Genomic DNA, 23,469 nt, shown 5'->3' with positions numbered 1-23,469 from the left:
GTGTGGGCCTCAACAACAGGACGATGGAGCGGGGCGAGTCATGAAAACGTAACAATCGCAGGGCGCAACCTGATCCCCCGCGAAAGGCGTATCCCTTTTTGCCAGCGCACCGCCTCCGCACGCCCGGCTCACCCCCGCGTCACCAGCCAAATGCCCAGCGCCACCGGCAGGATGCCCAGCAGGTCCCAGGGCTGCACCGTTTCGCCCAGCAGCGCCCAGCCGAACAGCATGCCCAAGGGCGGCATCAGGAAGTGATAGGCGCTGGCCTCCGTGGCGCTCGTCCGCTGCAGCAGGCGGAACCACAGCAGGTAGCCGCCGATCGACACCACCAGCGCCTGATAGACCAGCGACCCGGCGAGGCTGGCGGTCAGCCGGATCGACCCGGCGTCCTCCAGCAGCAGCCCGAGGGGCAGCAGCGCCAGCCCCGCCGCCAGCACCTGCACCCCGGTGCCGGCGAGCAGCCCCGTCCGCGGCGCCAGCCGCTTGAACAGCAGCGTCCCCGCCGACAGCGCCACCAGCGCGCCGACCGCCAGCGCGATGCCCAGCGGCGCGTCCGCCCCGCTGCCCAGCCGCCCGCGCACCACCAGCGCCACCCCGGCCACGCCCAGCGCCAGCCCCACCGCCTTGCGCCGGGTCATCGCCTCGCCCAGCAGCAGGGCGGCCAGCGCCGCGGTCAGCACCGGGTTGGCGCTGACGATCAGCGCCGTCAGGCCGGAGGACACGTGGGTCATGCCGCTGTAGCTCAGCCCCAGATAGAGCGCGTGGTTGAGCAGGCCGAGCAGAGCCAGCAGGCCGAGCGTCCGCCCGGCCATTCCCCGGTACTCGCCCCGCCACGCCGCGACGGCGGCCAGCAGCGCCCCGGCGATCAGGAAGCGGAAGGCCAGCAGCAGCAGCGGCGGGCAGTCGGCCAGCCCGATCTTCCCAGCGGCGAAGGCCGAACTCCAGGCCAGGCAGAAGGGCACGACCAGGGCGAGCGGCGCCGCCCGCGGGGCGGTCAGGGCTAAGGGGTGTGTGGCGGCGTGAGTCATGGCCGGTCCTCTCCCATGCGGAAGGATGCACGTTGGAGAGAGGATGGCGCGGACCCTTTTCATTTGGAAATTGGATGATATCATCCATTGCATTCGAAATCTGAATGGTCGGTCCAATGCGCGAGATGGATCTGGGCCTGCTGCGCACCTTCGTGTCGGTGGTGGACGCCGGCGGCTTCACGCGGGCCGGGGAGCGGGTGCACAAGACGCAATCGACGGTCAGCCAGCAGATCCGCCGGCTGGAGGAGCAGGTCGGCCTGCCGCTCCTCGACCGCAACAGCCGCGCCGTCGCGCTGACCGACGATGGGGAGCGGCTGCTCGGCTACGCCCGCCGGCTGCTGGCGCTGAACGACGAGGCGAACGCCGTGCTGTCCGGACGACCGGCGGCGGAGGTGGTGCGGCTGGGCGTTCCGGAGGATTACGCGGTGGAGCGGCTCCCCCGCCTGCTCGCCGACTTCGCGCGGGCGAACCGGCGGCTGCGGCTGGACGTGCGCTGCGACCTGTCGGTGCGGCTGCGCGCCGACGTGGAGTGCGGCGACCTCGACATCGCCCTGGTCAAGCAGGAGCCCGGCCGCCCCGGCGCGCTGCGCGCATGGCGGGAGCCGCTCTGCTGGGTCGGTCCGGCGGCGGAGGACCTGCACCGCGAGGACCCGCTGCCGCTGGTGCTGTTCCCGCAGGGCTGCGTCTACCGCAACCGCGCGGTGCACGAGTTGGAGCGCGCGGGGCGGCGCTGGCGGGTGGCCTATTCCAGCCCCAACCACGCCGGGGTGCGGGCCGCGGTGTCCGGCGGGCTGGGCGTCAGCGTGCTCCCCCACAGCGCCCTGCCGACGGGCGCCCGCTTCCTGGGCGTGGCCGACGGCCTGCCGGCGCTGCCCGAGACGGAACTGGCGCTGCTGACCGGAGGCGCGGCGCGCGGCGCGGGGGTGGAGATGGTCACCGCGCTGCTGACGGAGAGCCTTCCCGAGCCGGTGTGGGCGTGAGGGGCCGGTGCGGCGGGGCGACGGGCGGGCTACCCCTTTCGCGCACCCCAAAAAGGTCACGCGCCCCGCGCTTGCCGGATGGATGAAGACTCCGACCCCGGATGTTCATTCGGGTGAGACGCATCCTGGAGCCATCATGACGCACATCCGCTTCGCCCCCAAATCCCTCGCCATCGCGCTGCTGGCCGGTGTGGCGGCCTTGGGCGCGGGGATGTCCCCGGCCCTCGCCGATCCGCCCGATTGGGCGCCGGCCCATGGCTGGCGCGCCAAGCAGGAACGCCATCATGAGCGCGAGCGCCATCACCGTGAGCACCACGAACGCGACCGTCACGAGCGGGCCCGCTATTACGATCACGGCTACATCGACGGCGGCTATGGCGACGGGCGCGTGGTGATCGTCCGCCGGCCCCCGCCGGTGGTGGTCTATGAGGAGCCGCCGGTCGTGCATTACGCCCCGGCCCCCGTCTACATCGAGGAGCCGCCGCCGGTGATCGTCCAGCAGCGCCCGCGCGTGGTCCGCGCGGCGCCGCAGGTGGTGGAATGCGGGCCGCTCGACGGCGACCTGATCGGCGTGCTGGGCGGGGCTGCCGTCGGCGGGCTGGTCGGTTCGCAGTTCGGGCGTGGCGACGGCAAGCTGGCGGCCACCGCCGCCGGCACGCTGGGCGGCGCCATGCTGGGCGGCGCGATGACGCGCGGCGGCGGCTGCTAAGCCCCTAGATGCCAAACCTCGAAAGAGGTCAGCCGACGCCCCAGCCGCCAGTGTCCGGGAAGGGGATCGGCGGGGGCGGGGCCGGGACGACCGTGGCAGGCGCCGTCAATCCCGTGGGCAGCGGCGGCGCACCCGCCGGGGTCGGCAGCAGCCGGGCGGCCTTCGCCCACCAGCGCGGCTGCGCCGCCTGGATCGAGCGGGCGGCGGCGGCGGCGCGCTCCGCATCGGCGTAGAGGCCGAAGCAGGTCGCCCCGCTGCCCGACAGGCGGGCCAGCAGGCAGCCGTCCGTGCCCTCCAGCGCCGCCAGAACGTCGGCGATCACCGGAGCGACGGTCAGCGCCGGTTCGGTCAGGTCGTTGCGCCGCTCCCGCAGCAGCGCGGCCAGCGCCGCGGCGTCGGCGGGCGCCCCGGTGAAGCGGGCCGGGGCGGAGAAGGCGCCCCGGCGCGCCTTGAACACGGCGGGGGTCGGCACCGGCACGCCGGGATTGACCAGCACCGCGAAAGTCTCCGGCAAGGCCGGCGCCTCCTCCAGCACCTCCCCCACGCCGCCGAAATAGCAGCTCCGCCCGACGACGCAGACCGGCACGTCGGCGCCCAGCGACGCCGCGACCTCGTAGAGGCGCTGGTCGGCCGCCGGGACGCCCCACAGCCGGGCCAGGGCGCGCAGCGTCGCGGCCGCATCCGCCGAGCCGCCGCCGATTCCGGACGCGACGGGCAGCGCCTTCTCCAGCGCGATCAACGCGTCGGCCTCGCGCCCCAGCCGGGCGGCCAGCGCGTAAGCGGCGCGGATGACGAGGTTCTGCGACGGGTTTTCGCCCATCAGCGCCGGGCCGAAGGGACCGGAGATGGCCAGCCTCGGCCCGACCGGCGGCAGGTCCGCTCCGCGCAGCGCGATCCGCGCCACGCCCGGCTGCACCGTCACCCGGTCCGCCACGTCGGCGAAGGCGATGAGGCTGTCCAACTCGTGAAAGCCGTCGTCCCGGCGGCCCACCACATGCAGATAGAGGTTCAGCTTGGCCGGCGCGGCCTCGGCGATGGCGCTCATGGTCGGGTCCCCGGAAGCGATAAAGCCCTTCCTCCCGAAAGGGGGAAGACGGGCTTTATGCTGTATGGGTGCAATAAGCGCCAGACCTCAAGTGCCCGGTTGCCGGACAAATGGGATGCGCCGGCCCTGTCATCCGCCCTTGACGCCTCGCCCCCGCGCGCCTAGCTTTCCGGCCATGACGACGCGCACGCACCACTCCAGCCGCTATTATCCGCTGCTCCCATAGGGCGGCGCGTTCAGTCTTGACCACATGAACCATGCCGCCGCGGACCGGCGGCATGTGCTTCGACAGATGATCTCCGGGACGCGGCCCTTCCCTTCCGGAGATCAGCATCATGGCGACCCCCGCCGCTTCCAGCCCCTTCCAGTCCGACTTCCTGCGCGTGCTCGACGAGCGCGGATTCCTGCACCAGGGCAGCGACCTGTCGGGCCTCGACGCCCTGCTGCGCCAGGGGCCGGTCGGCGCCTACATCGGCTTCGACGCCACGGCGGACAGCCTGCATGTCGGGCATCTGGTCTCGATCATGGTGCTGCGCTGGTTCCAGAAGACCGGCAACCGCCCCGTCGTGCTGATCGGCGGCGGCACCACGCGCATCGGCGACCCAAGCTTTCGCGACACCAGCCGCCCCATGCTGGACGACGCGCAGATCGCCGCCAACATGGCCGGCATCGGCCGGGCCTTCACGCAGTACCTGTCCTTCGGCGACGAAGAGCCAAACGGCGCGGTGATGGTCGACAACGCCGACTGGCTCGACGAGCTGCGCTACATCCCGATGCTGCGCGACATCGGGCGCCATTTCACCGTCAACCGGATGCTCAGCTTCGACTCCGTGAAGCTGCGGCTCGACCGCGAGCAGCCGCTGACCTTCCTGGAGTTCAACTACATGATCCTCCAGGCCTTCGACTTCCTGGAGCTGTCGCGCCGCCACGGCTGCCGGCTGCAGATGGGCGGATCGGACCAGTGGGGCAACATCGTCAACGGGATCGAGTTGGCCCGCCGCGTCGACGGGACGGAGCTGTTCGGCCTGACCACGCCGCTGCTGACCACCGCGTCGGGCGCCAAGATGGGCAAGACGGCGGCGGGGGCGGTGTGGCTGAACGCCGACCGGCGCAGCCCGCACGATTTCTGGCAGTTCTGGCGCAACACGGAGGACGCGGACGTCGGCCGCTTCCTGCGCCTGTTCACCGAGCTGCCGCTGGACGAGATCGCCCGGCTGGAGGCGCTCCGGGGATCGGAGATCAACGAGGCCAAGAAGATCCTCGCCCATGAGGCGACATCCCTCTGCCACGGGGTGGCCGCCGCGGCCGAGGCCGGGGAGACCGCCCGCCGGGTCTTCGAGGAAGCCGGGTCCGGCGGCGGCCTGCCGATGGTGGAGGCCGCCCGCGCCGACCTCGCCGCCGGCGTCCGTCTGGCCGACCTGCTGGCCGCCGCCGGGCTCGCCGAGTCCAAGGGGGCGGCGCGGCGGCTGATCCGCGACGGCGGGGCGCGGGTGAACGGCACCCTCGTGACCGACGAGGCGGCGCTGCTGACCCTGGGGGACCTCGACGGCGAGGGGCTGATCCGCCTGTCCGCCGGGCGCAAGCGCCACGCGCTGGTCCAGGCGCGCTGAAGGCGGGCCGAAGACGCCGGGCGCCCTCAGCGGGCCCCGGCTTCGGCCACCACCTGCTTCAGGTGATGGGACGACACCGGCTTGTGCAGGATGGCGAAGCCGCTGCGCTGGGCCTCGACGATGCGTTCGGGGGCGGTGTCGCCGGTCAGGATGATGCTGGGAATCGGGGACCGGCAATGGGCGTGGATGGCGCGCAGGGCTTCCGGACCGGTCTTTCCGTTGCGCAGCCGGTAGTCGGCCAGGATGACGTCCGGCCGCCGCCCGGCCTCGTCGAGCAGGCGGATCGCCTCGTCCCCGGCGGTGGCGGCGATGACCTCGTAGCCCCAGCCCTCCAGCATGGCGCGCAGCCCCATCAGGATGATCACCTCGTCGTCGATGATCAGGACGAGCCGGCACCCGCCGCCCTCCGTCCGGCCGACCGCGGGAACCGTCGTCACAGCGGGCCGCGGCGGTTCGGCGGCGGGCACGGTGACCAGGAAGGTCGATCCGCTCCCCGGCCGCGACCGCAGGGCGACGGAATGGCCGAGCAGGGCGCACAGCCGCCGCACGATGGCGAGGCCGAGCCCCAGCCCCTTCTCGCGGTCGCGCTCCGGATTGCCGAGCTGGGTGAATTCCTCAAAGATGTCCTCCTGGCGGTCCGGCGGGATGCCGGCGCCGCTGTCGCACACGGCGATGTGGAAACGGCGGCGCGACCGCCGCACGCCCAGCACCACCCCGCCCCGCCCGGTGTAGCGCAGCGCGTTGTCCAGCAGGTTGCGGACGACCCGCTCCAGCAGCATGGGGTCGCTGCGCGCGTGGAGCGTGGTCGGGACGACGCGCAGGGTCAGGCCGCGCCGCGCCGCCTCCGGCGCGTATTCGGCGGCGAGGCGTTCGAAAAGCGGCTGGATCGCCACGGTGGTGGTCACCGGCTCGACCACCCCGGCGTCGAGCTTGGAGATGTCCAGCAACCCGTCGAGCAGGCGCTTCAGCGCCTCCAGCGCCTGCTGCATGGTCTTCAGCGTGCCGTGGCCCGGCGTGCCCTGCGTCTGCTCGCCCAGCGCGGAGGTGAGGAAGAACAGCGACTGCACCGGCTGGCGCAGATCGTGGCTGGCCGCGGCGAGGAAGCGCGACTTCGCCCGGTTGGCCCGCTCCGCCTGGTCCTTGGCGCGGCGCAGCGCCGATTCGGTGCGCTTGCGCTCGGTGATGTCGCGCAGGATGGCGGTGAAGAAGCGGTCGCCGCCGTCGCTCCAGGCCGACAGCGACAGCTCCAGCGGCACCGCCAGCCCATCGCGCCGCCGCCCCTCCACCTCGCGGGCGACACCGTCGGCCAGCCGGTCCGGGCTGAGAGGCTCCGAAATCAGGCCGCCCGGGATGAGCCGGCGCACGTCCGTCCCGACCGCGTCGGCCGGGCGATGGCCGAAGATGCGCTCCGCCCCGCGATTGAAGGTGTGCACCGTGCCCTTGGCGTCCACCAGAAGGATCGCGTCGGCGGCGGTCTCCAGCAGGGAGCGGTGGCGCTCCACGGCCCGCCGGATGGCCCGTTCGTCCTCCTTGCGGCGCGTCACGTCCTGGGCATAGAGGGCCAGCCTGTCGCCGGTGGCGAACAGGCGCAGGGCGTACCAGTCGCCGCCGCTCCGATCCTCGCCGCCGTGCTCCTCGCCGCCGCCCAGCCGGATCTCGAATTCCTCCGGCTCCCGCCGGGCCAGCGCGTCGCGCAGGCGCGCGGCGAAAGGTTCGGCCACGCCGGGCGGCAGCAGGGCCACGAAGACGTGCCCCACGAGGTCCCCGCCGTCGCCGAACAGGCGCGCCGCCTTCTCGTTGGCGAAGGTCACGCGGCCCTCATGGTCCAGTTCCACCACCGCGTCGGTCGAGGCGGCGAGGATCGCCGCCATGCGGTGCTCGGCGGCGTGGGCGGCGTCGCGGGCCTGCTCCCGCGCTTGAAGCTCCTGAGCCATGGAGTCGAAGGCGCGGCCGAGCGCGCCGATTTCCGAGCGGTCGCCCGGCCGGCCGATCCGCGCGTCCCGCTCCCCGGCGCTCCAGCGCTCCACCACCCGCTTCAGCCGGGCCACCGGGCGCAGCACGAACAGCCGCGCGCCGATCCAGGCCGCGGCCAGGGAGAGCGCCGCCGCCAGCGCCAGCAGGAACGCGCTCCGCTCGGCCGCGGCGGTGACGGGGCGCAGCGCCTCCGACCGGTCCAGCCCGACCGCCAGGAACAGCTCGCGGACCTTCTGGTCCACCGGGGCGTAGGCCAGGATCCGCGGCTCGCCATCCAGCCCGGCAACCTCCGCCACGCCGTCGGACGGCGCGCGCAGCAGGGCCATCAGCGGCTCGGGCAGCGGCTTGCCCACCCGCTGGTCGTCGCTGCCGGGGAAGCGGCCCAGCAAGGTGCCGTTGCGGTCGGCCAGCACCAGCATGGCGTTCGGCGGCAGCGGCTTCTCCGCCAGATACTCGCGCAGCCATCCGGCGTCGAGCGCGATGGACACCACCCCCGCCATGCGGCCCGTCCCGTCGGTGTAGGGCGCCGCGAAGGGCAGCACGGGCCGCCCGTCCAGCCGCCGCACCGCGTAGTCGCCGACGACGAAGCCCTGCCCGTAGAGCGCCATGCGGATGTGCGGCAGGGCCGCCACCATCAGGCCGTTCAATTTCGAATCGCTGGCGCAGCGGACCGCGCCGTCGAGATCGGTCAGGGCGATGCCCTTCACCCGCGGCAGCCGGCCGCGCAGGCGGTTCAGGGTGGAGGAGCATTGCTGGGGGTCGATGGCGAGCCGCGGCGCCATCTCGGCCACCGTCACCAGCACGCCGCGCATGCCCTCCACGACCCGCTGCTGCTCGTCCTGGATCAGGGTCAGCAGGCGGCGGGCCTCGGCCTCGGCCTGTCGCTCCCCCGCCTCGATGGCGGCCAGGCTGTTGTGGGCCAGGATGCCGATGGCCGGCAGGCTGGCGAGGAGAACAAGCAGGACGAGGCGTGTGAGAATGCTCATCGGTGGCCCGGGAACAGCACGGAAGGGAACGGCACGACCCAGCACTTCCCAAGGGACGCATGGCACCCCGGGTCCGATGCACGCCGTCATATCCGCGGCAGCGGTGCCCCGCTACCCCGCCGGCCACATCCTTACCTTGCGTTTACCAAAAGGAGGGACCGCGCTCAACCGACTATTTCGCATACGAATTATAAAGGCGCCGGAGGAACGGGTGCCCGGTGCCCCGGCGCCATGGGATTGTCCGCCCGTCCTCAGGCGGATTCGGCGATGGGCTCGACGCTGCCGTCCAGCGCCATCAGCAGCAGTTCCACGCCCAGATCGGGGTGCCGTTCCTTGATCGCGGCGCCCAGCGCGCGGAGCTGTTCGGCGTGCACGGCGGTCTCCCTCTCCGGGTCCGCCGCCAAGTCCCCCGTCTGATCCGTCCCCAGGAAGACGCGGTAGGCGCCGCAGTCGCGGTGGTCCATGACCATCACGCGCTTGATCCCGTGCAGTTGCTTGGCGACCGCCACATGGTCCCAGAACGCCTCGCCCCACGCCTTCTTCCGCTCGGTCAGGGCGCCCAGCGACGCGCCGGCCAGGATCACATGGTCGTAGCGGTTGGTCAGCCCGCGCCCGTCCATGTAGCGGCCGATGTCGTCGATCAGCCGGTAATCCATGCAGGAGAGCAGCAGCGCCTCCACCTCCCCGCCGGGCTGCGCGGCGCGCGCGGCGCCGACGGCCAGGGGCGCCATCAGCGCGGCACCGGCGCCCAGCGTGGCGATCTTCAGAAAGGTCCGGCGGGAGTCGTGACGGAGGCTGCCGCAGCAGGTCGGGCCGAAGTCGATTCCAGTGTTTTGTCGGTACTGCATGAGGTCTCCACGTCGTTGAGGCTTCGTGGGGCCGAGCGCCCATGGAGACCGCAGTACATCACCGTTTCCGGCACAGCATTATTCGTGAACAAATCTTTCACGGAACAGAAAGGCACAGCATGATGACAGGAATATCCGGACAAACCGGAACGAGAACCTTCGGCTTGTCCTCGGACGCCAAAAGGAAACGGGCCGCCTCCCAGATGGGAAGCGGCCCGTTCAGCATGGTGCTTGCCAGTGTTTCGTTGCTGATATCAGCCGCGGGTGCTGCCCGAAGCCCGGTCGCCGGTGGCGACCGTATCGCTGGCCGGCTTCTGCGTGCCGGCGCTGGCGCTGTGGCTGGAGGAGCAGTCCGCGCTGGCGACCCCCGCCGTCAGGAGGGCGGCGAGACCGAACAGAACGGCTACCGGCTTGGCTCCATGAGACATTGGATCACCTCCTTTCAAAACTGTTGAACACCGCAACAGCATGTGAGGACGATCCGACGCTAGTCAACGCCTTATACCGCCCGTACAGGGTGCGAGACCCTCTCCCGGGGCGGGAGAGGGCGTGGCGAGTCCGATCACGCCGTCTCCAGCGCCTCCCGCATGGTGCGGAACAGCTCCGCCTTGTCCTCGAAACCGATGCCCGGCAGTTCCGGCAGGCGGACGCGCCCGTCCTCGACCGCGATGCTGTCGGCGAAGCCGCAGAAGGGCTTGAACACGTCCGGGTAGGACTCGTTGCCGCCCAGATGCAGGCCGGCGGCGATGTTCAGCGACATCTGGTGGCCGCCGTGCGGCACGACGCGGCGGCTCGACCAGCCGTTCTCCGCCAGCATGTCCAGGGTGCGCATGTACTCGACGAGGCCATAGCTGAGCGCGCAGTCGAACTGCAGCCAGTCGCGGTCCGGGCGCATGCCGCCGTGGCGGATCAGGTTGCGGGCGTCCTGGTGGCTGAACAGGTTCTCGCCGGTCGCCATCGCGCCGTCATAGTGGTTCGCCAGCTCGGCCTGGAGCGCGTAGTCGAGCGGGTCACCGGCCTCCTCGTACCAGAAGAGATTGTAGGGCTTCAGCGCCTCGGCGTAGGCGATGGCGGTCTTCAGGTCGAAGCGGCCGTTGGCGTCGACGCAGAGGTTCTGCCCATCGCCGACCACCTCCAGCACCGCCTCGATGCGGCGCAGGTCGTCCTCCAGCGAGGTGGCGCCGATCTTCATCTTCACGACCTTGTAGCCGCGGTCGCGGTAGCTGCGCATCTCGTCCTGGAGCGCCTCCACCCCCTTGCCGGGGTAGTAGTAGCCGCCCGCGGCGTAGACCCAGACCGACTCGTCGGCCACGCCGCCGCGGTAGCGGTCCGCGAGCAGGCGGTAGAGCGGCTTGCCGGCGATCTTCGCCACGGCGTCCCACACCGCCATGTCGATGGTGCCCACCGCGACCGAGCGCTCGCCATGGCCGCCCGGCTTCTCGTTGGTCATCAGCCGCGCCCAGATCTTGTACGGGTCCAGATTGCCGTTCGCCTCGTCGATCAGGCTGTCGGGAGCGGCGGAGGTCAGGCGGGGGATGAAGCGCTCCCGCATCAGGCCGCCGGCGCCGTAGCGCCCGTTGGAATTGAAGCCGTAGCCGATCACCGGCTTGCCGTCGCGCACCACGTCGGTGATGACCGCCACGGTGGAGCAGGTCATCTGGCTGAAGTCGATGTAGGCGTTGGCGATGTCGGACTTGATGCCGACGGTCTTTTCCCGGATTTCCACGATGCGCATGGCGCTGCTTCCCTTTGGCTTGTTCCTCTGCCCTGGGCCGCAGGATAGGGATGGACGGGACCGCCGGGCCAATGCCAGTTTCAAATCGCGTGATGCGCGTCCGGCATGATGGGCCGACGGAACATGGGCTGGCGGTGCGGCGATGGAACTGAACTGGCTCGAGGACTTCCTCGCCCTGGCGGAGTGCGGCAACTTCTCCCGCGCGGCGCAGCGGCGCAACCTGACCCAGCCGGCCTTCAGCCGCCGCATCCGCGCTCTGGAGGACTGGACCGGCACGCCGCTGTTCGACCGCAGCACCCAGCCGGTCGGGCTGACCGAGGCCGGGCGCCGCTTCCGCCCCTTCGCCGACGAGACGGTGCGCCGCCTCCTGCAAGGGCGGGAGGAGGCGCGGCTGGCCGGCGGAGCGGCGGCCACGGCGCTGCGCTTCGCGGCGACCCACGCGCTGTCGCTGACCTTCTTTCCGACTTGGCTGAGTCGGCTGGAGGGGCAGGCGCGGCTGGGCGCCATCCATCTGCTGTCCGACAGCATGCAGGCCTGCGAGCAGGTGATGATGCAGGGGCAGGCGCAGTTCCTGCTGTGCCACGCCCATGCGGCGGCCCCCTCCCGGCTGGAGGCCGGGGCCTTCCGCTCGGCCGCGGTGGGGAGCGACCGTCTGGTGCCGGTCTGCGCGCCGGACGAGGCGGGCGCGCCGCGGCATTCCTTGTCCAGCGGCGGGGCCGCCCTGCCCCATCTCGCCTACAGCCCGGAATCCGGCATGGGGCGCATCGTCACCGCGGCGCGCGGCGGCTTTCCAACGCCTCTGGCGCTCGACACCGTCTTCACCTCGCACCTCGCCGCGGTGCTGCGCACGCTGGCCCGCGACGGGCGCGGCGTGGCGTGGCTGCCGGACAGCCTGATCGCCGATGACTTGGCGCAGGGCCGGCTGGTGCGGGCCGGCGGAGCGGGCTGGGAAATCCCGGTGGAGGTCCGCCTCTTCCGCCCGCGCGCCCGCCAGAGCCCGGCGGCGGAGGCCTTCTGGACGCTGGCGGCGTCGCAGGTTTCGGAACAGGCAATCCGGGACGGGAGGGAACGGGAATGAGCGGACCGGACTACAGGCTTTACGGGGCGCCCGGCTGGGGGTCCGTCCTGACGGAGGCGATGCTGGTCCAGTGCGGCGCGCCCTTCGTCTTCGAGAACGTCGAGGGCTTCGACGCGCCGGGCGAGGCGCGGCGGAGGCTGCTGGCGCTGAACCCGCTGGGGCAGATCCCGACCCTGGTCCTGCCGGACGGGACGGTGATGACGGAAAGCGCGGCCATCGCGCTGCTGCTGGCCGAACGGCACCCGGACGCCGGGTTGGCGCCGCCGCCCGACGCGCCGGAGCGTGCGACTTTCCTGCGGCTGCTGGTCTGGCTGGTGGCGAACGTCTACCCGACCTTCACCTACGGCGATTATCCGGAGCGCTGGGTGACGGAGGCTCCGGAGACACTCGGCGCGACGATGGTGGAGCACCGCAAGACGCTGTGGCTCTGGCTGGAGTCGCAGATCGGCGATGGCCCGTGGGTGCTGGGGGAGCGCTTCAGCGCGCTCGACATCTACATCGGGGCGATGGTGCATTGGCGGCCCCGCCGCGACTGGTTCGCGGACCACGCTCCGAAGCTCTCGGGCGTGGCGGAGCGGGTGCTGGCCCTGCCGAACCTGGCGCCGGTCTGGCGCCGGAACTTCACGCCGGCGTCCTGAACCAGGAAGCAACGCGTTGATGCAGCACGGGGGCGACCGCTGGGCCGCCCCCGTTCGACAATCGACGCTCGGAAATCAACCCTTATAGATCAACGCTCGTTCAGGGCCCGGTAGACGATGTAGGCCGGGGTCGCGCGCAGCCAGGCGGCGAGGAACTCGCGGACGGCCTGGAGGGCGGAGGACGGGGCGCGGTCGTTGCCGATGTGGGTGTAGGTCGAGCTGTTCATGATGGTCTCCAATCGTTGGGAGGCGTTATCGGGGGCGTTGTTCGTTGAGACCAATATGCTCTGGTATACCTAATACCACACGCGCGCTTATTGCAGAGCAGACCCCAAAAAACGCAACGCTTTCAATGCTTTAGTTTCCTGATATTCCGTCTTGTGAACTGTTCTGGTTGCTGACATCAAATTCTTGCCGCATCGCGGAAGACGGCGGTCTAGCCAAAGCCGCCGCACCACCCCACTTCTCGTGTCATGCCGCGCGACGACAGCCAGCCCCGCTTTCCCGCCGTCCCATCCGACCACTGGGACGGGCGCCGTTTCTTCAACCCGCACGCCGACACGGACAAGAGCCCGCGCGAGTTGTGGCGGCTCTACAAGGCGCGCGGCCCGCGCTGGACTCCGCCGGACCCGGAACCGCCCCGCCCTTTCCGCGCCATCACCCCCGCGCGGGGCGAGGTCGCGGTGACCTTCATCGGGCAGGCGACCTTCCTGATCCAGATCGGCGGCGCCGCCTTCCTGACCGACCCCGTCTATTCCGACCGCGCCGGACCCTTCGGGCGGCTGGGGCCGCGGCGGGTGCGCCCGCCCGCGGTGCGGATGGAGGATCTGCCGGCCATCGACGCGGTTCTGCTCAGCCACAACCACTACGACCATCTCGACGCCCCGACGCTCCGCCAACTGGCGCGGCGGCGCGGCGTGCCGCAGGTGATGACGGGGCTGGGCAACGGCCCGATGATGCGCCGCGCGGGCTTCGACGCGGTGCATGAGCTGGATTGGTGGGACAGCCTGCCCGGCCCGCACGGCACCCGGATCACCTTCGTCCCGGCGCAGCACTGGTCCGCCCGCACCCCCTTCGACCGGCGCCGGACGCTGTGGGGCGGCTTCGTGGTCGAGACGCCGGAGGCCGCCATCTATTTCGCGGGCGACAGCGGCTATTGCCCGCATTTCCGGGAGATCGGGCGGCGGTTCGGCGCCATCGACGTGGCCCTGCTGCCGATCGGCGCCTACGAGCCGCGCTGGTTCATGGCCGCCCAGCACATGAATCCGGCGGATGCCGTGCGGGCGCACCGCGACCTGGGGGCGCGACACAGCGTCGCCATGCATTTCGGGACCTTCCAGCTGACCGCCGAGGGCATCGACGCCCCCATCCGCGCGCTGCACCACGCCTTGGCCGAACAGGCGGTCGATCCCGGTCGTTTCGCCGTTCCCGGCTTCGGCGAACCCCTGCGCTTCCGCCGTCCCTCGGCCTAGTGGACAGGGGGATTCGCCCACCGGCCTATGGCGCAAGCGCGATGGACGCGAGCGCGCGGATCGGGGTAACGCCTTGAGGAACAGTACCCATCACACAGGCGGAGCCGGGCGTAAATGCAGTTGGAAATCAGTGCCTTCGTCAGTTCCCTCGGCAGCGAATCGGACCATGGCCCCGACGCGCTGGAGCGGGTGCGGGACAGCATGCGGTCCCTGGCCGACACGCTCGCCGCGCTGAACCTGGGCATCGTTCTGGAAGTGCGCGACGTGCAGCGTCTGCAGACCGTCGCCCGCATCGTCCAGGCCAACGCGCCGAACCGGTAAGCGCCCCCCCGGTTCTTGCCCGGTCACCGCCCGGTCATCGCCGCAGCGGGCAGGCCCGGCGGGCCAGCCGGGCGTTCAGGTCGCCGGTCTCCACCACCGGCTCGCCCTGGCTGCGCATCACGAAGCCGAAGGTGTCCATCACGCGGTCCAGGACGATCTCCTGGTCGTCCGGGCGGCGGCTGACCATCACCACGGCGTAGCCGGCGGAGCGGGCCACCGCCGGCTCCCCGCGCAGGCCGCGCACGCCCCAGCCGGCCAGCGCGGTCTTGCAGCGGAACAGCTCCACCGACAGGCCCGCGCCCCCGGTCGCCCCGGCCACCACATAGCCGGCGGCCACCGCCAGCGGGGCCAGCAGCCCGTCCCAGTCCAGGCAATCCTCCCGCGACACCCACATGCCGCCGACCGAGCAGGGAGCGGCGCCGATGGCCTCGCCCAGCCCGGCGCGGAAGGCGCGCAGCACCTCGACGGCGTTCGCCGCGGGCATCGGCTCCACCCGGTTGCCGTCCGGCATCAGCATCAGACGCCCCGCCCATTCGGTGGAAGGAGGAAGCTGCTCGGTGAGGCGGGCGAGAAGGGCTTCGCGCGCCTGGGCGAAGGGAACGACCTTGGACATCGGGAATGGGGACCAGCGGCAGATGACGGGAACCGGGGCCGGAAGGAAGCGAAAGCCGCGCCCGCTGTCAACCGATGCGCGAGGCCTTCGCCACATTTCCGCCCCATTGTCACGGCCCTGCATCGCCGCCGCGGGCTTGGCGCAAAAAATCCCGCCGACTGTTCGATTCCCCCTTGCCAGCCCCCGGAAAGGGGCTTATAAGCCGGCCTCCGTTCCGGATTAGCTCAGTCGGTAGAGCAGCGGACTGTTAATCCGCGTGTCGCTGGTTCGAGTCCAGCATCCGGAGCCATATTGCGGGTGTAGCTCAGTTGGTTAGAGCGCCGGCCTGTCACGCCGGAGGCCGCGGGTTCAAGTCCCGTCACTCGCGCCACCTTCCCTCATCGGTGGCCTTCTTCCCCCTCCTCATCGCATCACGGTGACCGTGGCAGCCTCCGTCCGGCTGATCACCACCTCGTCGCCGGGCTTCACCGTCTCCAGCCCCTGCACGTCCGGCGGGACCGGAACCGTGCGCGTGCGTCCCTGCGGCCCGCGCAGGGTGACCATCCGCCGGCCGAGGTCGATGGCCTCGACGACCTCGGTCACCTGGGTGGTTGTGATCGCCGACGCGCGCGGCATCTCGCCGACCGCGGCGCGGTCCGTGCTGCTTCGTTGAACGGCGCCCGGCCCGCCGCCGGGCGGCTGAGTGACGATGTTGGTCAGGCGGGCATATTCGATCTGCACGGTGTCGCCCACCTTGATGCGGTCGAAGTTGCGCACCCCGCTTCCGGCGGTCACCGCCTCCTCCCGCCCGTCCTGGAATTGCAGGATCACCGTCCGTGCCGCCTTGTCGACGCCGCGGACCTTGGCGGTGGAGCGGACGTTCTCGACCATGGACAGCCGCGGCGTGGGCTCCATGCTCGCCGGGGCCATGGCGGTGGACGGCGGCGCGGTTTCGGACGCCGGCGCGCAGCCGGCCAGGGCCGTGCCGGTCAGAAACACCGCAAGGATGGCACGGACTCGGCGCTTCATGGATCGTCTCCGCCTGTGTTTGAATCGCTTGGACGCAACGTTACACGGGTGCCCGGCGTTCCCAACACGGCAGAGGGCCCGACACGACAGCGGGCGTAAGTTACCGTATCCCACCGCAACCGTCGCCGCGGACGGCGAAGCCCTGCTGACCGCCGCATGTTTTAGGGGCGGATGCGCTGCCGGAAGGCAAAGAACTCCTGCCGGTCGAGCGTGGAATCGCGGTTGGTGTCGGCGATGAGGAACGCCTCGTCGATGACCGTGATGAATTCCAGGCTGTCGATCCGCCCGTCCGGCCCGGCGGCGCGGGCGAAGACCTCGGGCCGCAGCGGCGTTTCGTCCGGTGTCAGGACGAGGTCCCGGTTGCGGTCCCAGACGTAGAAGACCAGGATCTTGTTGTTCTGAAACTCCGCGTTCGAAATCCGCCCGTCGTGGTTCTCGTCGAACAGGTCGAACACGTCGGCCCCCTGCGCCGTCCGATCCGGCATCTCGGCGGCCATGGCCGGCGCCCGCAATCCAACCGGCCCAACCGGCGAGGCAAGGGTTGCGAGGAGGAAAAAGACCGGACCGGTGCTGCGGACCATGCTGCGGCGCCCCCATGCATCACGACGTTCGCAACCATGCCGTCAAAGGAGGGTGCCGACGCAGGTACCGTACCGAAACATACCGATGGCCCATCAGAACTTGAACACCGCCTCCATCCCGACGAAGTGGATCGTCTTCGCGGGACCGGTGTCCTGGAGGAAGGAGCCGGGCCGGAACAGCGAGTAGGACAGTAGCCCCTCGACCGTGCGTCCCGCGGCGTAGGACAGCACAAGCTCCCCCTGCGTGCCGATGTGGCGCGACCGCGATCCGGCGCCGGAGCGGAGCAGGTTCCCGGACAGGTCGTAGACGCCGTCCTCCAGGCTCATCCGCCAATAGGCGATGGCCGAGGCGGACAGGCTGACGTCGTCCGACAGCGCCAGATCCACGGACGGATGCAGGTTCATCAGGTTCAGCGGCCCGACCGGGGTCAGCTCCCCGAAATACTTCGCGCGGGGAAAGAGGGGGTTGAAGGTGCCCAAGCGCCCGTCGCCGGGGTCGCGATCGCCGCTGGCGATGTTGGCCTTCAGCCCGAGCCGCGGGCGCAGCGGCAGATCCTCCCAGCGGTGGCCGGTGTCGCTGGCGACCGACCATGCGGCGATGGTGTCGCCATCAATGCGCCCAGCCTGGAGCATCGCCTCCCAGTTCCAGTCCCAGCCGCCGGTCTTGCCGAACAGGCGGGTGCCCAGCGTGTGCCGCTCCTCCCGCCCCTGCCCGCCCTCAAAGGACGCCGCCCGGTTGCCGTAGCCAATGTAGTAGGCGTCCAGGCCGGTGCCCCAGCCCGCCGCCGCGCCGCGCGTGGCGTACAGCCCCCAGGCGGAGCGCCCGCCGTCGCGCCGGTCATCGAACAGGTCCGGCGCCGCGCGGACCGGGCGGCCGAGGAAGCCGTCCACCCGCCAGGGGCCGGATTGCACGATGCCCGTCACCGCGTCGAAGGCTCGGGGGACGTTGGCGCCGTAGCGCAGGCTGATCAGCCGTTCCGACCCGTAGGCGAGCATCTGGCGCCCCGCCCGCAGCGTTCCCTGCGCGCTGCCCAACGGGACGGACAGGTCGGCGAAGCCCTGCAGCAGGTCGGCGCGGTCGACGTCCGGCGCCCCCTCCGGCCCAAGCTTGCCCGCCGAGCCGGCCATGACGAGCTGGCCGAAGACGCGCAGGGCCGGGCCGGCGCGCAGGTCGGCGTAGGGCAGCAGCCGCCACAGGCCGTAGGCGTCGTTCCTGGGCTCGTCCTGCCCCCAGCCGCTGTTGCGCACCGCCTCGCCGCGCAGCCGCGCCTCCAGCCCGGTGGACAGCGAGACAGCGCCGCCGGGGGTAAGCGGGATCGCCTTGAAGCGCTCCCAGAAGGCGCCGCTCCCCGCCGCGGGGTCGAGGAGATAGCGGTAATCCTCGTCGTAACGGCTGTTGGTCAGGGGCGGGGGCGGCGCCTCCGCAGGTGTCTCCGCAGGGGCCGGGGCGGACTGGAGCAGCAGAACCGCAGCCAGCGCCCCGCGCCACCGCTTCACGACGCCTTTCCCGCGCCGTGCTCCAGCGCCAGGAAATGCGACACCCGCGGCGGCCCGTCGCCGCGGTGGAAGGCCAGCGCCTCCTTCTGCACGTCCGCGTCGGCGTTGGACACCCGGCGGTGCTGGCGCTGGTGCTCCGCCCAGGATTCCACGAAGAACCACTCCAGCACCCGTTCCGGATCGCCGGAGTCCTGGCTGACGCCCCAGGCGTAGGCGCCGTCCCGCCGCCGCGCCTCCGACAGACGGCGCAGCGCGGCATGGAAGGCGTGCTGGTCGGCGGCGGCCACCCGGTACTCGATGGTGATGAGGACCGGGCCGCGGTCGTTGCGCACCGGTTCCGCGGTCAGCGGCTCCGGCCAGTGGTTGGAGGGGGTGAGATCGGCCTCGCCCTCCGGCAGCGGCACCGCGCGGGAGAGCACCGCCACGGCGAGCAGCCCGGCGGCGCTGACCCACAGGGTGGCCGGCACGCCGATGCCATCGGCCAGCGCCCCCCAGCCGAGGCTGCCCGCCGTCAGGGCGCCGTTGAACACGGTCAGGTAGAGCGCCAGACCGCGACCGCGCACCCAATTGGGCAGGATGGCCTGGGTGGTGGCGCTCAGCGTCGTCAGCACGGCGATCCAGGCCGCACCGGCGCCCAGCAGGACCGGCAGCGCCAGCCAGCGCGGCGGGGCCAGGGCCAGGATGCCCATGACGACGGCGGTGACCAGCGCCGCCGCCAGCATCAGGCCGTCCGCGCCCAGACGCTCGCGGACGCGCGGCAGGACGGTCGCCCCGCCGATGGCCCCCGCCCCCACGGCGCCGAGCAGCAGGCCGTAGAAGCCCGGCCCGCCGCCCAGCATCGGCCCGGCGACGATGGGCAGCAGGGCCCACAGGGCGCTGGCGCAGGCGAAGAACAGGCCGGCGCGCAGGAAGACGCGGTGCAGCTCCTTGCTGGCGCGGGCGTAGCGCAGCCCGGCGCGCAGCGCGCCGCCGAAGTGCTCCGACAGCTCGTCGCGGGTGTCGGGGGTGCGCCGCCACCACAGCAGGGCGGCGATCACGATGATGTAGGAACTCACATCCACCGCGTAGGTGGCGGCGGCCCCGGCGGCGGCCAGGATCGCGCCGCCCGCCGCCGGGCCGATGGCGCGGGCGATGTTGATGCCCAGGCTGTTCAGCGCGACGGCACCCTTCAGCTCGCCGCGCGGCACCAGTTCCGGCACGATGGACTGCCAGACCGGGGCCATCAGCGCCGCGCCGACGCCGCCGAGGAAGGTCAGCCCGGCGATGGAGGCCACGCTGGCGACGCCCAGCGCCGCCTGGATCATCAGCGCGGCGCTGACGCAGGCGAGCAGGCACTGGATGACGATCAGCATCCGCCGCCGGTCCATGATGTCCGACAGCACACCCGCCGGGATCGCCAGCAGGAAGATGGGCAGCGAGCCCGCCGCCTGGATCAGCGCGACGGTGGAGGGCGATCCCGACAGGTCGAGCACCAGCCACGCGCTCGCCACGTCGCGCATGAAGGTGCCGACGTTGCCCAGCACCGCCGCCACCCACAGCACGGCGAACAGCCGGTTGCTCAGCGGCGCGAAGGCGCCAGCCGGCTTGGGGGTGGCCGGCTTGTGTCCGGGCAGCGTGGTTCCGGGGGTTGGGACGGTCTCGGCGGTCATGCGCGCCCTCCCCTGCGGTGGGTCAGCACCGCCGCCGCCGCGAAGCCGCCGACGATCGCCAGATGCTCCAGGAAGGTCGCGGTCTGGCGGGCGCGGTCCGGCCCGTCATAGGTCCAGAAGGCGTGGGCGAGCAGCGTGGCGACCACCGTGAAGCCGGCGAGCAGCCCGGCGCCGAGCCAGCACCAGCGCCGTGTCAAAAACAGCGCCGACCCGCCGAGCTGGGTGACGATGACCGCCACCGCGACGAGGACCGGCAGGCCGAGCCCCAGCCCCGCCGCCTCCGCCACGGCGCCGTTGAAGTCCGTCAGCTTGACCAGCCCGCTGACCGCGAAGGGCGCCGCCAGCGCGAGCCGGGCGAGCCAAGCGGTGCCCGGCCAGTCGAGCAGGGCGGCGATCGGCGCGGGGGCGGGCGCCACCGCGTCGGCGGCGTCCTTGCGCGTGCAAAGGGTGTCGGCCATCGTTCCGCTCCCCCTCACACCGCCCAGCAGCCGCAGCCGAACACGCCCCAGAAGCTGCGCGCGTCGGACGAGGGCACATCGGCGCCCAGCGCCGCCGCGTGGTCGTGGCCGTGCACGGCGCAGCCGGAATGGCAGCCGCACTCCGCCGCCTGCCGCTGCACCGTCTTGGGGTCGCGGTAATAGCCGCCGACCGTGGCGACCGGCGACCAGTCGGGCATCGGCTTGGGCAATGGCGGGGCGAGCCTGTCGTAGTCGCCCTCGCCATGCACCACGGCGCCGCCCAGCAGGGTCAGGACGGAGCGGATGTGGGGGATGCGGTCCTCCGGCACCGCCATGTAGTCGTCGCTGAGCAGCGCCGCGTCGGCGAGCTGCCCGGCCTCGATCCGGCCCTTCTTGCCCTGCTCGTTGGAGAACCAGGTGTTGGCCTCCGTCCACAAGCGCAGCGCCGTCTCGCGGTCCAGACGGTTCGCCATCGGGTAGAGCGACAGCCCGCCCACCGTCTTGCCGGTCACCAGCCAGGACAGCGAGACCCAGGGGTTGTAGCTGGCCACGCGGGTGGCGTCCGTCCCGGCGCCCACCGGCACCCCGGCGGCCATCATCTTCGCGATGGGCGGCGTGGCCTCCGCCGCCTTGGCGCCGTAGCGCTCCACGAAATACTCACCCTGATAGGCCATGCGGTGCTGCACGGCGATGCCGCCGCCGAGCGCCGCGATGCGGTCGATGTTGCGCTCGCTGATCGTCTCGGCGTGGTCGAAGAACCAGTTCAGCCCCTGGAGCGGGATGTCCCGGTTGACCTTCTCGAAGACGTCGAGCGCCCGGCCGATGGTCTCGTCGTAGGTGGCGTGCAGCCGCCACGGCCAGCGCCGCTCGGCGAGCAGGCGGACCACCGGCTCCAGGTCCGTCTCCATGTTGGGCGGCATCTCGGGCCGGGCGACCCGGAAGTCCTCGAAGTCGGCGGCGGAATAGACCAGCATCTCCCCCGCCCCGTTCAGGCGGTAGCGGTCGTCGCCGTCGCCCGGCTTGACCTTGTCCGACCAGGTGGCGAAGTCCTGCAACTCCTCCTTCGGCTTCTGGGTGAACAGGTTGTAGGCGATGCGCAGCGTCATCTCGCCGTCGGCGTGCAGCTTCTCGATGATCGCGTAGTCGTCGGGATAGTTCTGGAAGCCGCCGCCGGCGTCGATCACGCTGGTCACGCCCAGCCCGTTCAGCTCGCGCATGAAGTGGCGGGTGGAGTTGACCTGATACTCCTCCGGCAGCTTCGGCCCCTTGGCGAGGGTGGAATAGAGGATCATCGCGTTGGGCAGGGCCAGCAGCAGACCGGTCGGGTTGCCCGCTGCGTCGCGCTGGATCTCGCCGCCCGGCGGGTTGGGCGTGTCCTTGCCGTAGCCCACCGCCCGCAGCGCCGCACCGTTCAGCAGCGCGCGGTCGTAGAGGTGCAGGATGAAGACCGGCGTGTCGGGGGCGGCGGCGTTCAGTTCCTCCAGCGTCGGCAGGCGCTTCTCGGCGAACTGGTGCTCGGTGAAGCCGCCGACGACGCGCACCCATTGCGGGGCCGGCGTGCGGGCCACCTGGGCGCGCAGCATCGCCATGGCGTCGGCCAGCGTCGGCACGCCGTCCCAGCGCAGCTCCATGTTGTAGTTCAGGCCGCCGCGGATGACGTGGATATGGCTGTCGATCAGGCCGGGGATCAGGCGGCGCCCCTTGGCGTCGATCACCGCGGCGTCGGGAGATGCTGCGGCGCGCACCTCGGCCTCCCGTCCCACGGCGAGGAAGCGCCCGTCGCGGATCGCCACGGCGTCGGCCTGCGGGTTGGCGCGGTCGAGCGTCGTGATCCGGGCGTTGACGATCAGAAGGTCGGAAGACGGCATGGCGGCATTCCCAAGGCGGGTGAACAGGGGCGAGGCGAGCAGGGTGGCGGCGGCGCTTCCGGCGATGGCACCCCGGCGGCCGATACCGGTGCGGCCGATCCCGGTGCGGCCGGTCATGCCCGGCCCCGCGGGGGGGCGTCCGCGGCGGGTGCCGGCGGGGTTGCGGCATCGGGCGCGGCGGTGCTGCCGGCCTGCGGCCCCAGGATGTGGCGGGCGCAGTCGTTCTGGATGAAGGCGAGGACCGGCTGACCGGCGATCAGCCGCTTGACCACCGGCACCGCCTGCTCGCCGACCAGCATGCCGAGCAGGCCGATCAAGGCGATGGTGGGCGGTGCCGGGGAGCGGACGCCGAGCAGCGCGTAGAGGACGCCGACCAGGATGCCGGCGCCGAGGGAAAGCATGTAGGGCATCATGGCGTGCCTGTGCTTCGTCCGGATGGGCGGAAAGGGGTGGACCGGCCCCGGGAAGGGTCGGGACCGGTCCGCCGCGGCGCCGGGCATCAGGCGCCGCAAACCGAGCGCCGGGGCTCGGCGCCGCGATCAGGCGGCGGCGCTGTGGCCGCCTTCCGACGCGCCGAACATCGTCTTGGCGTAGATGATGCCCAGGCCGTAGGCGCCGCCGTACTTCTTGGCGATGCCGGTGGTCATCTCGTAGGTCTCGGTGCGCGCCCAGTCGCGCTGCAGTTCCAGCATGTACTGGAGCGAGGTCATCGGGCGCACGCCGGCCTGGATCATGCGGTCCATGGCGCGCTGGTGCGCCTCGACCGAGACGTCGCCGCAGGCGTCGGCGATGACGTAGACCTCGAAGCCCTGGTCGAGGGCCGACAGGGTCGGGCCGACGATGCAGACCGAGGTCCACAGGCCGCAGAAGACCAGCCGGGTCTTGCCCAGGCCGTTCACCCGCTTGATGACGTTGGCGTCCTCCCAGGTGTTCATGGAGGTGCGATCGGTGACCTCCGCCCCCGGGAAGGCCTCGGTGATCTCGGAGAAGATCGGGCCGGAGAAGCTCTTCTCCGCGACCGTGGTCAGGATCGTCGCGACGCCGAAGCCGGCGGCGGCGTGGGCGACCAGCGCGGTGTTGGTGCGCAGCGTCGTGGCGTCGATCGAATGGGTCGCGAAGGCCATCTGCGACTGATGATCGATCATGATCAGCGCGTGGTCCTTCGGCGAGACGAGCAGTTTGCCAGGAGTCGCGGTGGCGGTGATGGTCATGTCTCTATCCCCGTTGTTTTTGACGCCGGTGCCGCAGGCGAGTCCTGTGGCGATGCGGGCGGCCCGGCGGTGCGTCGAAGCATCGGCCAGGGACGGAGGACGGCGACATTGAACTTGCGTTTGCGGGCCCTATACCTTGGTATATCAGGCCAAGGCGCCG

23 protein-coding genes and 2 tRNA genes are annotated in these 23,469 nt (G+C 71.5%); 9 read left to right on the top strand and 16 right to left on the bottom strand.

What is annotated here, in order from left to right:
* Positions 1-128 precede the first annotated feature (128 nt).
* On the bottom strand, positions 129-1,028 hold the full coding sequence (locus TSH58p_RS27305; RefSeq protein ID WP_109070384.1) for a DMT family transporter: 900 nt from the start codon (positions 1,026-1,028) through the stop codon (positions 129-131).
* Between the two features lie 116 nt (positions 1,029-1,144).
* Here TSH58p_RS27305 and TSH58p_RS27300 point away from each other — a divergent pair, with 116 nt between their 5' ends.
* A complete protein-coding gene (locus tag TSH58p_RS27300) occupies positions 1,145-2,008 on the top strand; it encodes a LysR substrate-binding domain-containing protein (protein ID WP_247874067.1) in 864 nt (287 codons plus the stop codon).
* A 136-nt stretch (positions 2,009-2,144) separates the two neighbouring features.
* On the top strand, positions 2,145-2,717 hold the full coding sequence (locus tag TSH58p_RS27295; RefSeq protein ID WP_109070386.1) for a glycine zipper 2TM domain-containing protein: 573 nt from the start codon (positions 2,145-2,147) through the stop codon (positions 2,715-2,717).
* Positions 2,718-2,745: 28 nt separating this feature from the next.
* On the opposite strand, the gene TSH58p_RS27290 is transcribed toward TSH58p_RS27295, so the two are convergent.
* Positions 2,746-3,762 (bottom strand): 4-(cytidine 5'-diphospho)-2-C-methyl-D-erythritol kinase, encoded by a 1,017-nt coding sequence (locus tag TSH58p_RS27290; RefSeq protein WP_109070387.1) that lies wholly within the window; start codon positions 3,760-3,762, stop codon positions 2,746-2,748.
* Positions 3,763-4,097: 335 nt separating this feature from the next.
* Here TSH58p_RS27290 and tyrS point away from each other — a divergent pair, with 335 nt between their 5' ends.
* Complete coding sequence (tyrS, locus tag TSH58p_RS27285; RefSeq protein WP_109070388.1) at positions 4,098-5,372, top strand: tyrosine--tRNA ligase; 1,275 nt, start codon at positions 4,098-4,100, stop codon at positions 5,370-5,372.
* Between the two features lie 26 nt (positions 5,373-5,398).
* On the opposite strand, the gene TSH58p_RS27280 is transcribed toward tyrS, so the two are convergent.
* From TSH58p_RS27280 to TSH58p_RS27270, 4 genes are all read right to left on the bottom strand, one after another.
* On the bottom strand, positions 5,399-8,332 hold the full coding sequence (locus tag TSH58p_RS27280; RefSeq protein WP_158282615.1) for a PAS domain S-box protein: 2,934 nt from the start codon (positions 8,330-8,332) through the stop codon (positions 5,399-5,401).
* 251 nt (positions 8,333-8,583) lie between these two features.
* Entirely contained in the window at positions 8,584-9,180 is a 597-nt protein-coding gene (locus TSH58p_RS27275; protein ID WP_109070390.1) for a carbonic anhydrase, read from the bottom strand.
* A 254-nt stretch (positions 9,181-9,434) separates the two neighbouring features.
* Entirely contained in the window at positions 9,435-9,608 is a 174-nt protein-coding gene (locus TSH58p_RS33390; protein WP_155903579.1) for a hypothetical protein, read from the bottom strand.
* A 134-nt stretch (positions 9,609-9,742) separates the two neighbouring features.
* Positions 9,743-10,915, bottom strand: coding sequence for a mandelate racemase/muconate lactonizing enzyme family protein (locus tag TSH58p_RS27270; RefSeq protein ID WP_109070391.1), 1,173 nt, complete (start codon positions 10,913-10,915; stop codon positions 9,743-9,745).
* Positions 10,916-11,057: 142 nt separating this feature from the next.
* On the opposite strand from TSH58p_RS27270, the gene TSH58p_RS27265 reads away from it, so the two are divergent.
* Together TSH58p_RS27265 and TSH58p_RS27260 are read left to right on the top strand one after the other, a co-directional pair.
* The gene (locus TSH58p_RS27265; protein WP_109070392.1) at positions 11,058-11,993 is read left to right on the top strand and encodes a LysR family transcriptional regulator; all 936 of its coding nucleotides are present in this window, start codon (positions 11,058-11,060) and stop codon (positions 11,991-11,993) included.
* Complete coding sequence (locus tag TSH58p_RS27260) at positions 11,990-12,631, top strand: glutathione S-transferase family protein (protein ID WP_109070393.1); 642 nt, start codon at positions 11,990-11,992, stop codon at positions 12,629-12,631. The genes TSH58p_RS27265 and TSH58p_RS27260 overlap by 4 nt, the downstream gene beginning before the upstream one ends.
* Before the next feature lie 89 nt (positions 12,632-12,720).
* Here the strand turns inward: TSH58p_RS27260 and TSH58p_RS33710 are convergent, their stop codons facing one another.
* Complete coding sequence (locus tag TSH58p_RS33710) at positions 12,721-12,858, bottom strand: hypothetical protein (protein WP_199230139.1); 138 nt, start codon at positions 12,856-12,858, stop codon at positions 12,721-12,723.
* A 246-nt stretch (positions 12,859-13,104) separates the two neighbouring features.
* Between TSH58p_RS33710 and TSH58p_RS27255 the strand changes: the two genes are divergently transcribed.
* Positions 13,105-14,103: an MBL fold metallo-hydrolase gene (locus TSH58p_RS27255; RefSeq protein ID WP_109070394.1), complete on the top strand. Its 999-nt coding sequence runs from the start codon at positions 13,105-13,107 to the stop codon at positions 14,101-14,103.
* 114 nt (positions 14,104-14,217) lie between these two features.
* Positions 14,218-14,424, top strand: a complete 207-nt coding sequence (locus TSH58p_RS27250) for a hypothetical protein (RefSeq protein WP_109070395.1) — start codon at positions 14,218-14,220, stop codon at positions 14,422-14,424.
* 34 nt (positions 14,425-14,458) lie between these two features.
* Here the strand turns inward: TSH58p_RS27250 and TSH58p_RS27245 are convergent, their stop codons facing one another.
* On the bottom strand, positions 14,459-15,037 hold the full coding sequence (locus TSH58p_RS27245; RefSeq protein ID WP_109070396.1) for a hypothetical protein: 579 nt from the start codon (positions 15,035-15,037) through the stop codon (positions 14,459-14,461).
* A 213-nt stretch (positions 15,038-15,250) separates the two neighbouring features.
* On the opposite strand from TSH58p_RS27245, the gene TSH58p_RS27240 reads away from it, so the two are divergent.
* Together TSH58p_RS27240 and TSH58p_RS27235 are read left to right on the top strand one after the other, a co-directional pair.
* Positions 15,251-15,326 (top strand) — tRNA-Asn (locus TSH58p_RS27240).
* A gap of 4 nt (positions 15,327-15,330) precedes the next feature.
* Positions 15,331-15,407: transfer RNA gene (locus TSH58p_RS27235), tRNA-Asp, on the top strand.
* Positions 15,408-15,439: 32 nt separating this feature from the next.
* Here the strand turns inward: TSH58p_RS27235 and TSH58p_RS27230 are convergent.
* The 8 genes from TSH58p_RS27230 to TSH58p_RS27195 form a co-directional block, all read right to left on the bottom strand.
* Positions 15,440-16,045, bottom strand: a complete 606-nt coding sequence (locus tag TSH58p_RS27230) for a hypothetical protein (RefSeq protein ID WP_109071087.1) — start codon at positions 16,043-16,045, stop codon at positions 15,440-15,442.
* A gap of 161 nt (positions 16,046-16,206) precedes the next feature.
* Entirely contained in the window at positions 16,207-16,542 is a 336-nt protein-coding gene (locus tag TSH58p_RS27225) for a hypothetical protein (RefSeq protein ID WP_158282633.1), read from the bottom strand.
* 177 nt (positions 16,543-16,719) lie between these two features.
* Positions 16,720-18,123: an alginate export family protein gene (locus tag TSH58p_RS27220; protein WP_109071085.1), complete on the bottom strand. Its 1,404-nt coding sequence runs from the start codon at positions 18,121-18,123 to the stop codon at positions 16,720-16,722.
* Positions 18,120-19,772 carry an MFS transporter gene (locus TSH58p_RS27215; protein ID WP_109071084.1) on the bottom strand — a complete coding sequence of 551 codons (1,653 nt, stop codon included), beginning with the start codon at positions 19,770-19,772 and terminating at the stop codon, positions 18,120-18,122. The genes TSH58p_RS27220 and TSH58p_RS27215 overlap by 4 nt, the downstream gene beginning before the upstream one ends.
* Positions 19,769-20,230: a DoxX family protein gene (locus tag TSH58p_RS27210; protein WP_199230168.1), complete on the bottom strand. Its 462-nt coding sequence runs from the start codon at positions 20,228-20,230 to the stop codon at positions 19,769-19,771. The genes TSH58p_RS27215 and TSH58p_RS27210 overlap by 4 nt, the downstream gene beginning before the upstream one ends.
* A gap of 14 nt (positions 20,231-20,244) precedes the next feature.
* Positions 20,245-22,098 carry an amidohydrolase gene (locus tag TSH58p_RS27205; protein WP_371732458.1) on the bottom strand — a complete coding sequence of 618 codons (1,854 nt, stop codon included), beginning with the start codon at positions 22,096-22,098 and terminating at the stop codon, positions 20,245-20,247.
* Between the two features lie 113 nt (positions 22,099-22,211).
* Entirely contained in the window at positions 22,212-22,511 is a 300-nt protein-coding gene (locus TSH58p_RS27200) for a XapX domain-containing protein (RefSeq protein ID WP_109071082.1), read from the bottom strand.
* Between the two features lie 126 nt (positions 22,512-22,637).
* On the bottom strand, positions 22,638-23,309 hold the full coding sequence (locus TSH58p_RS27195; protein ID WP_109071081.1) for a hydrolase: 672 nt from the start codon (positions 23,307-23,309) through the stop codon (positions 22,638-22,640).
* Positions 23,310-23,469 lie beyond the last annotated feature (160 nt).

Source organism: Azospirillum sp. TSH58 (genome assembly GCF_003119115.1).
GTDB lineage: Bacteria > Pseudomonadota > Alphaproteobacteria > Azospirillales > Azospirillaceae > Azospirillum.
This window is presented reverse-complemented; position numbering and strand designations above follow the sequence as displayed.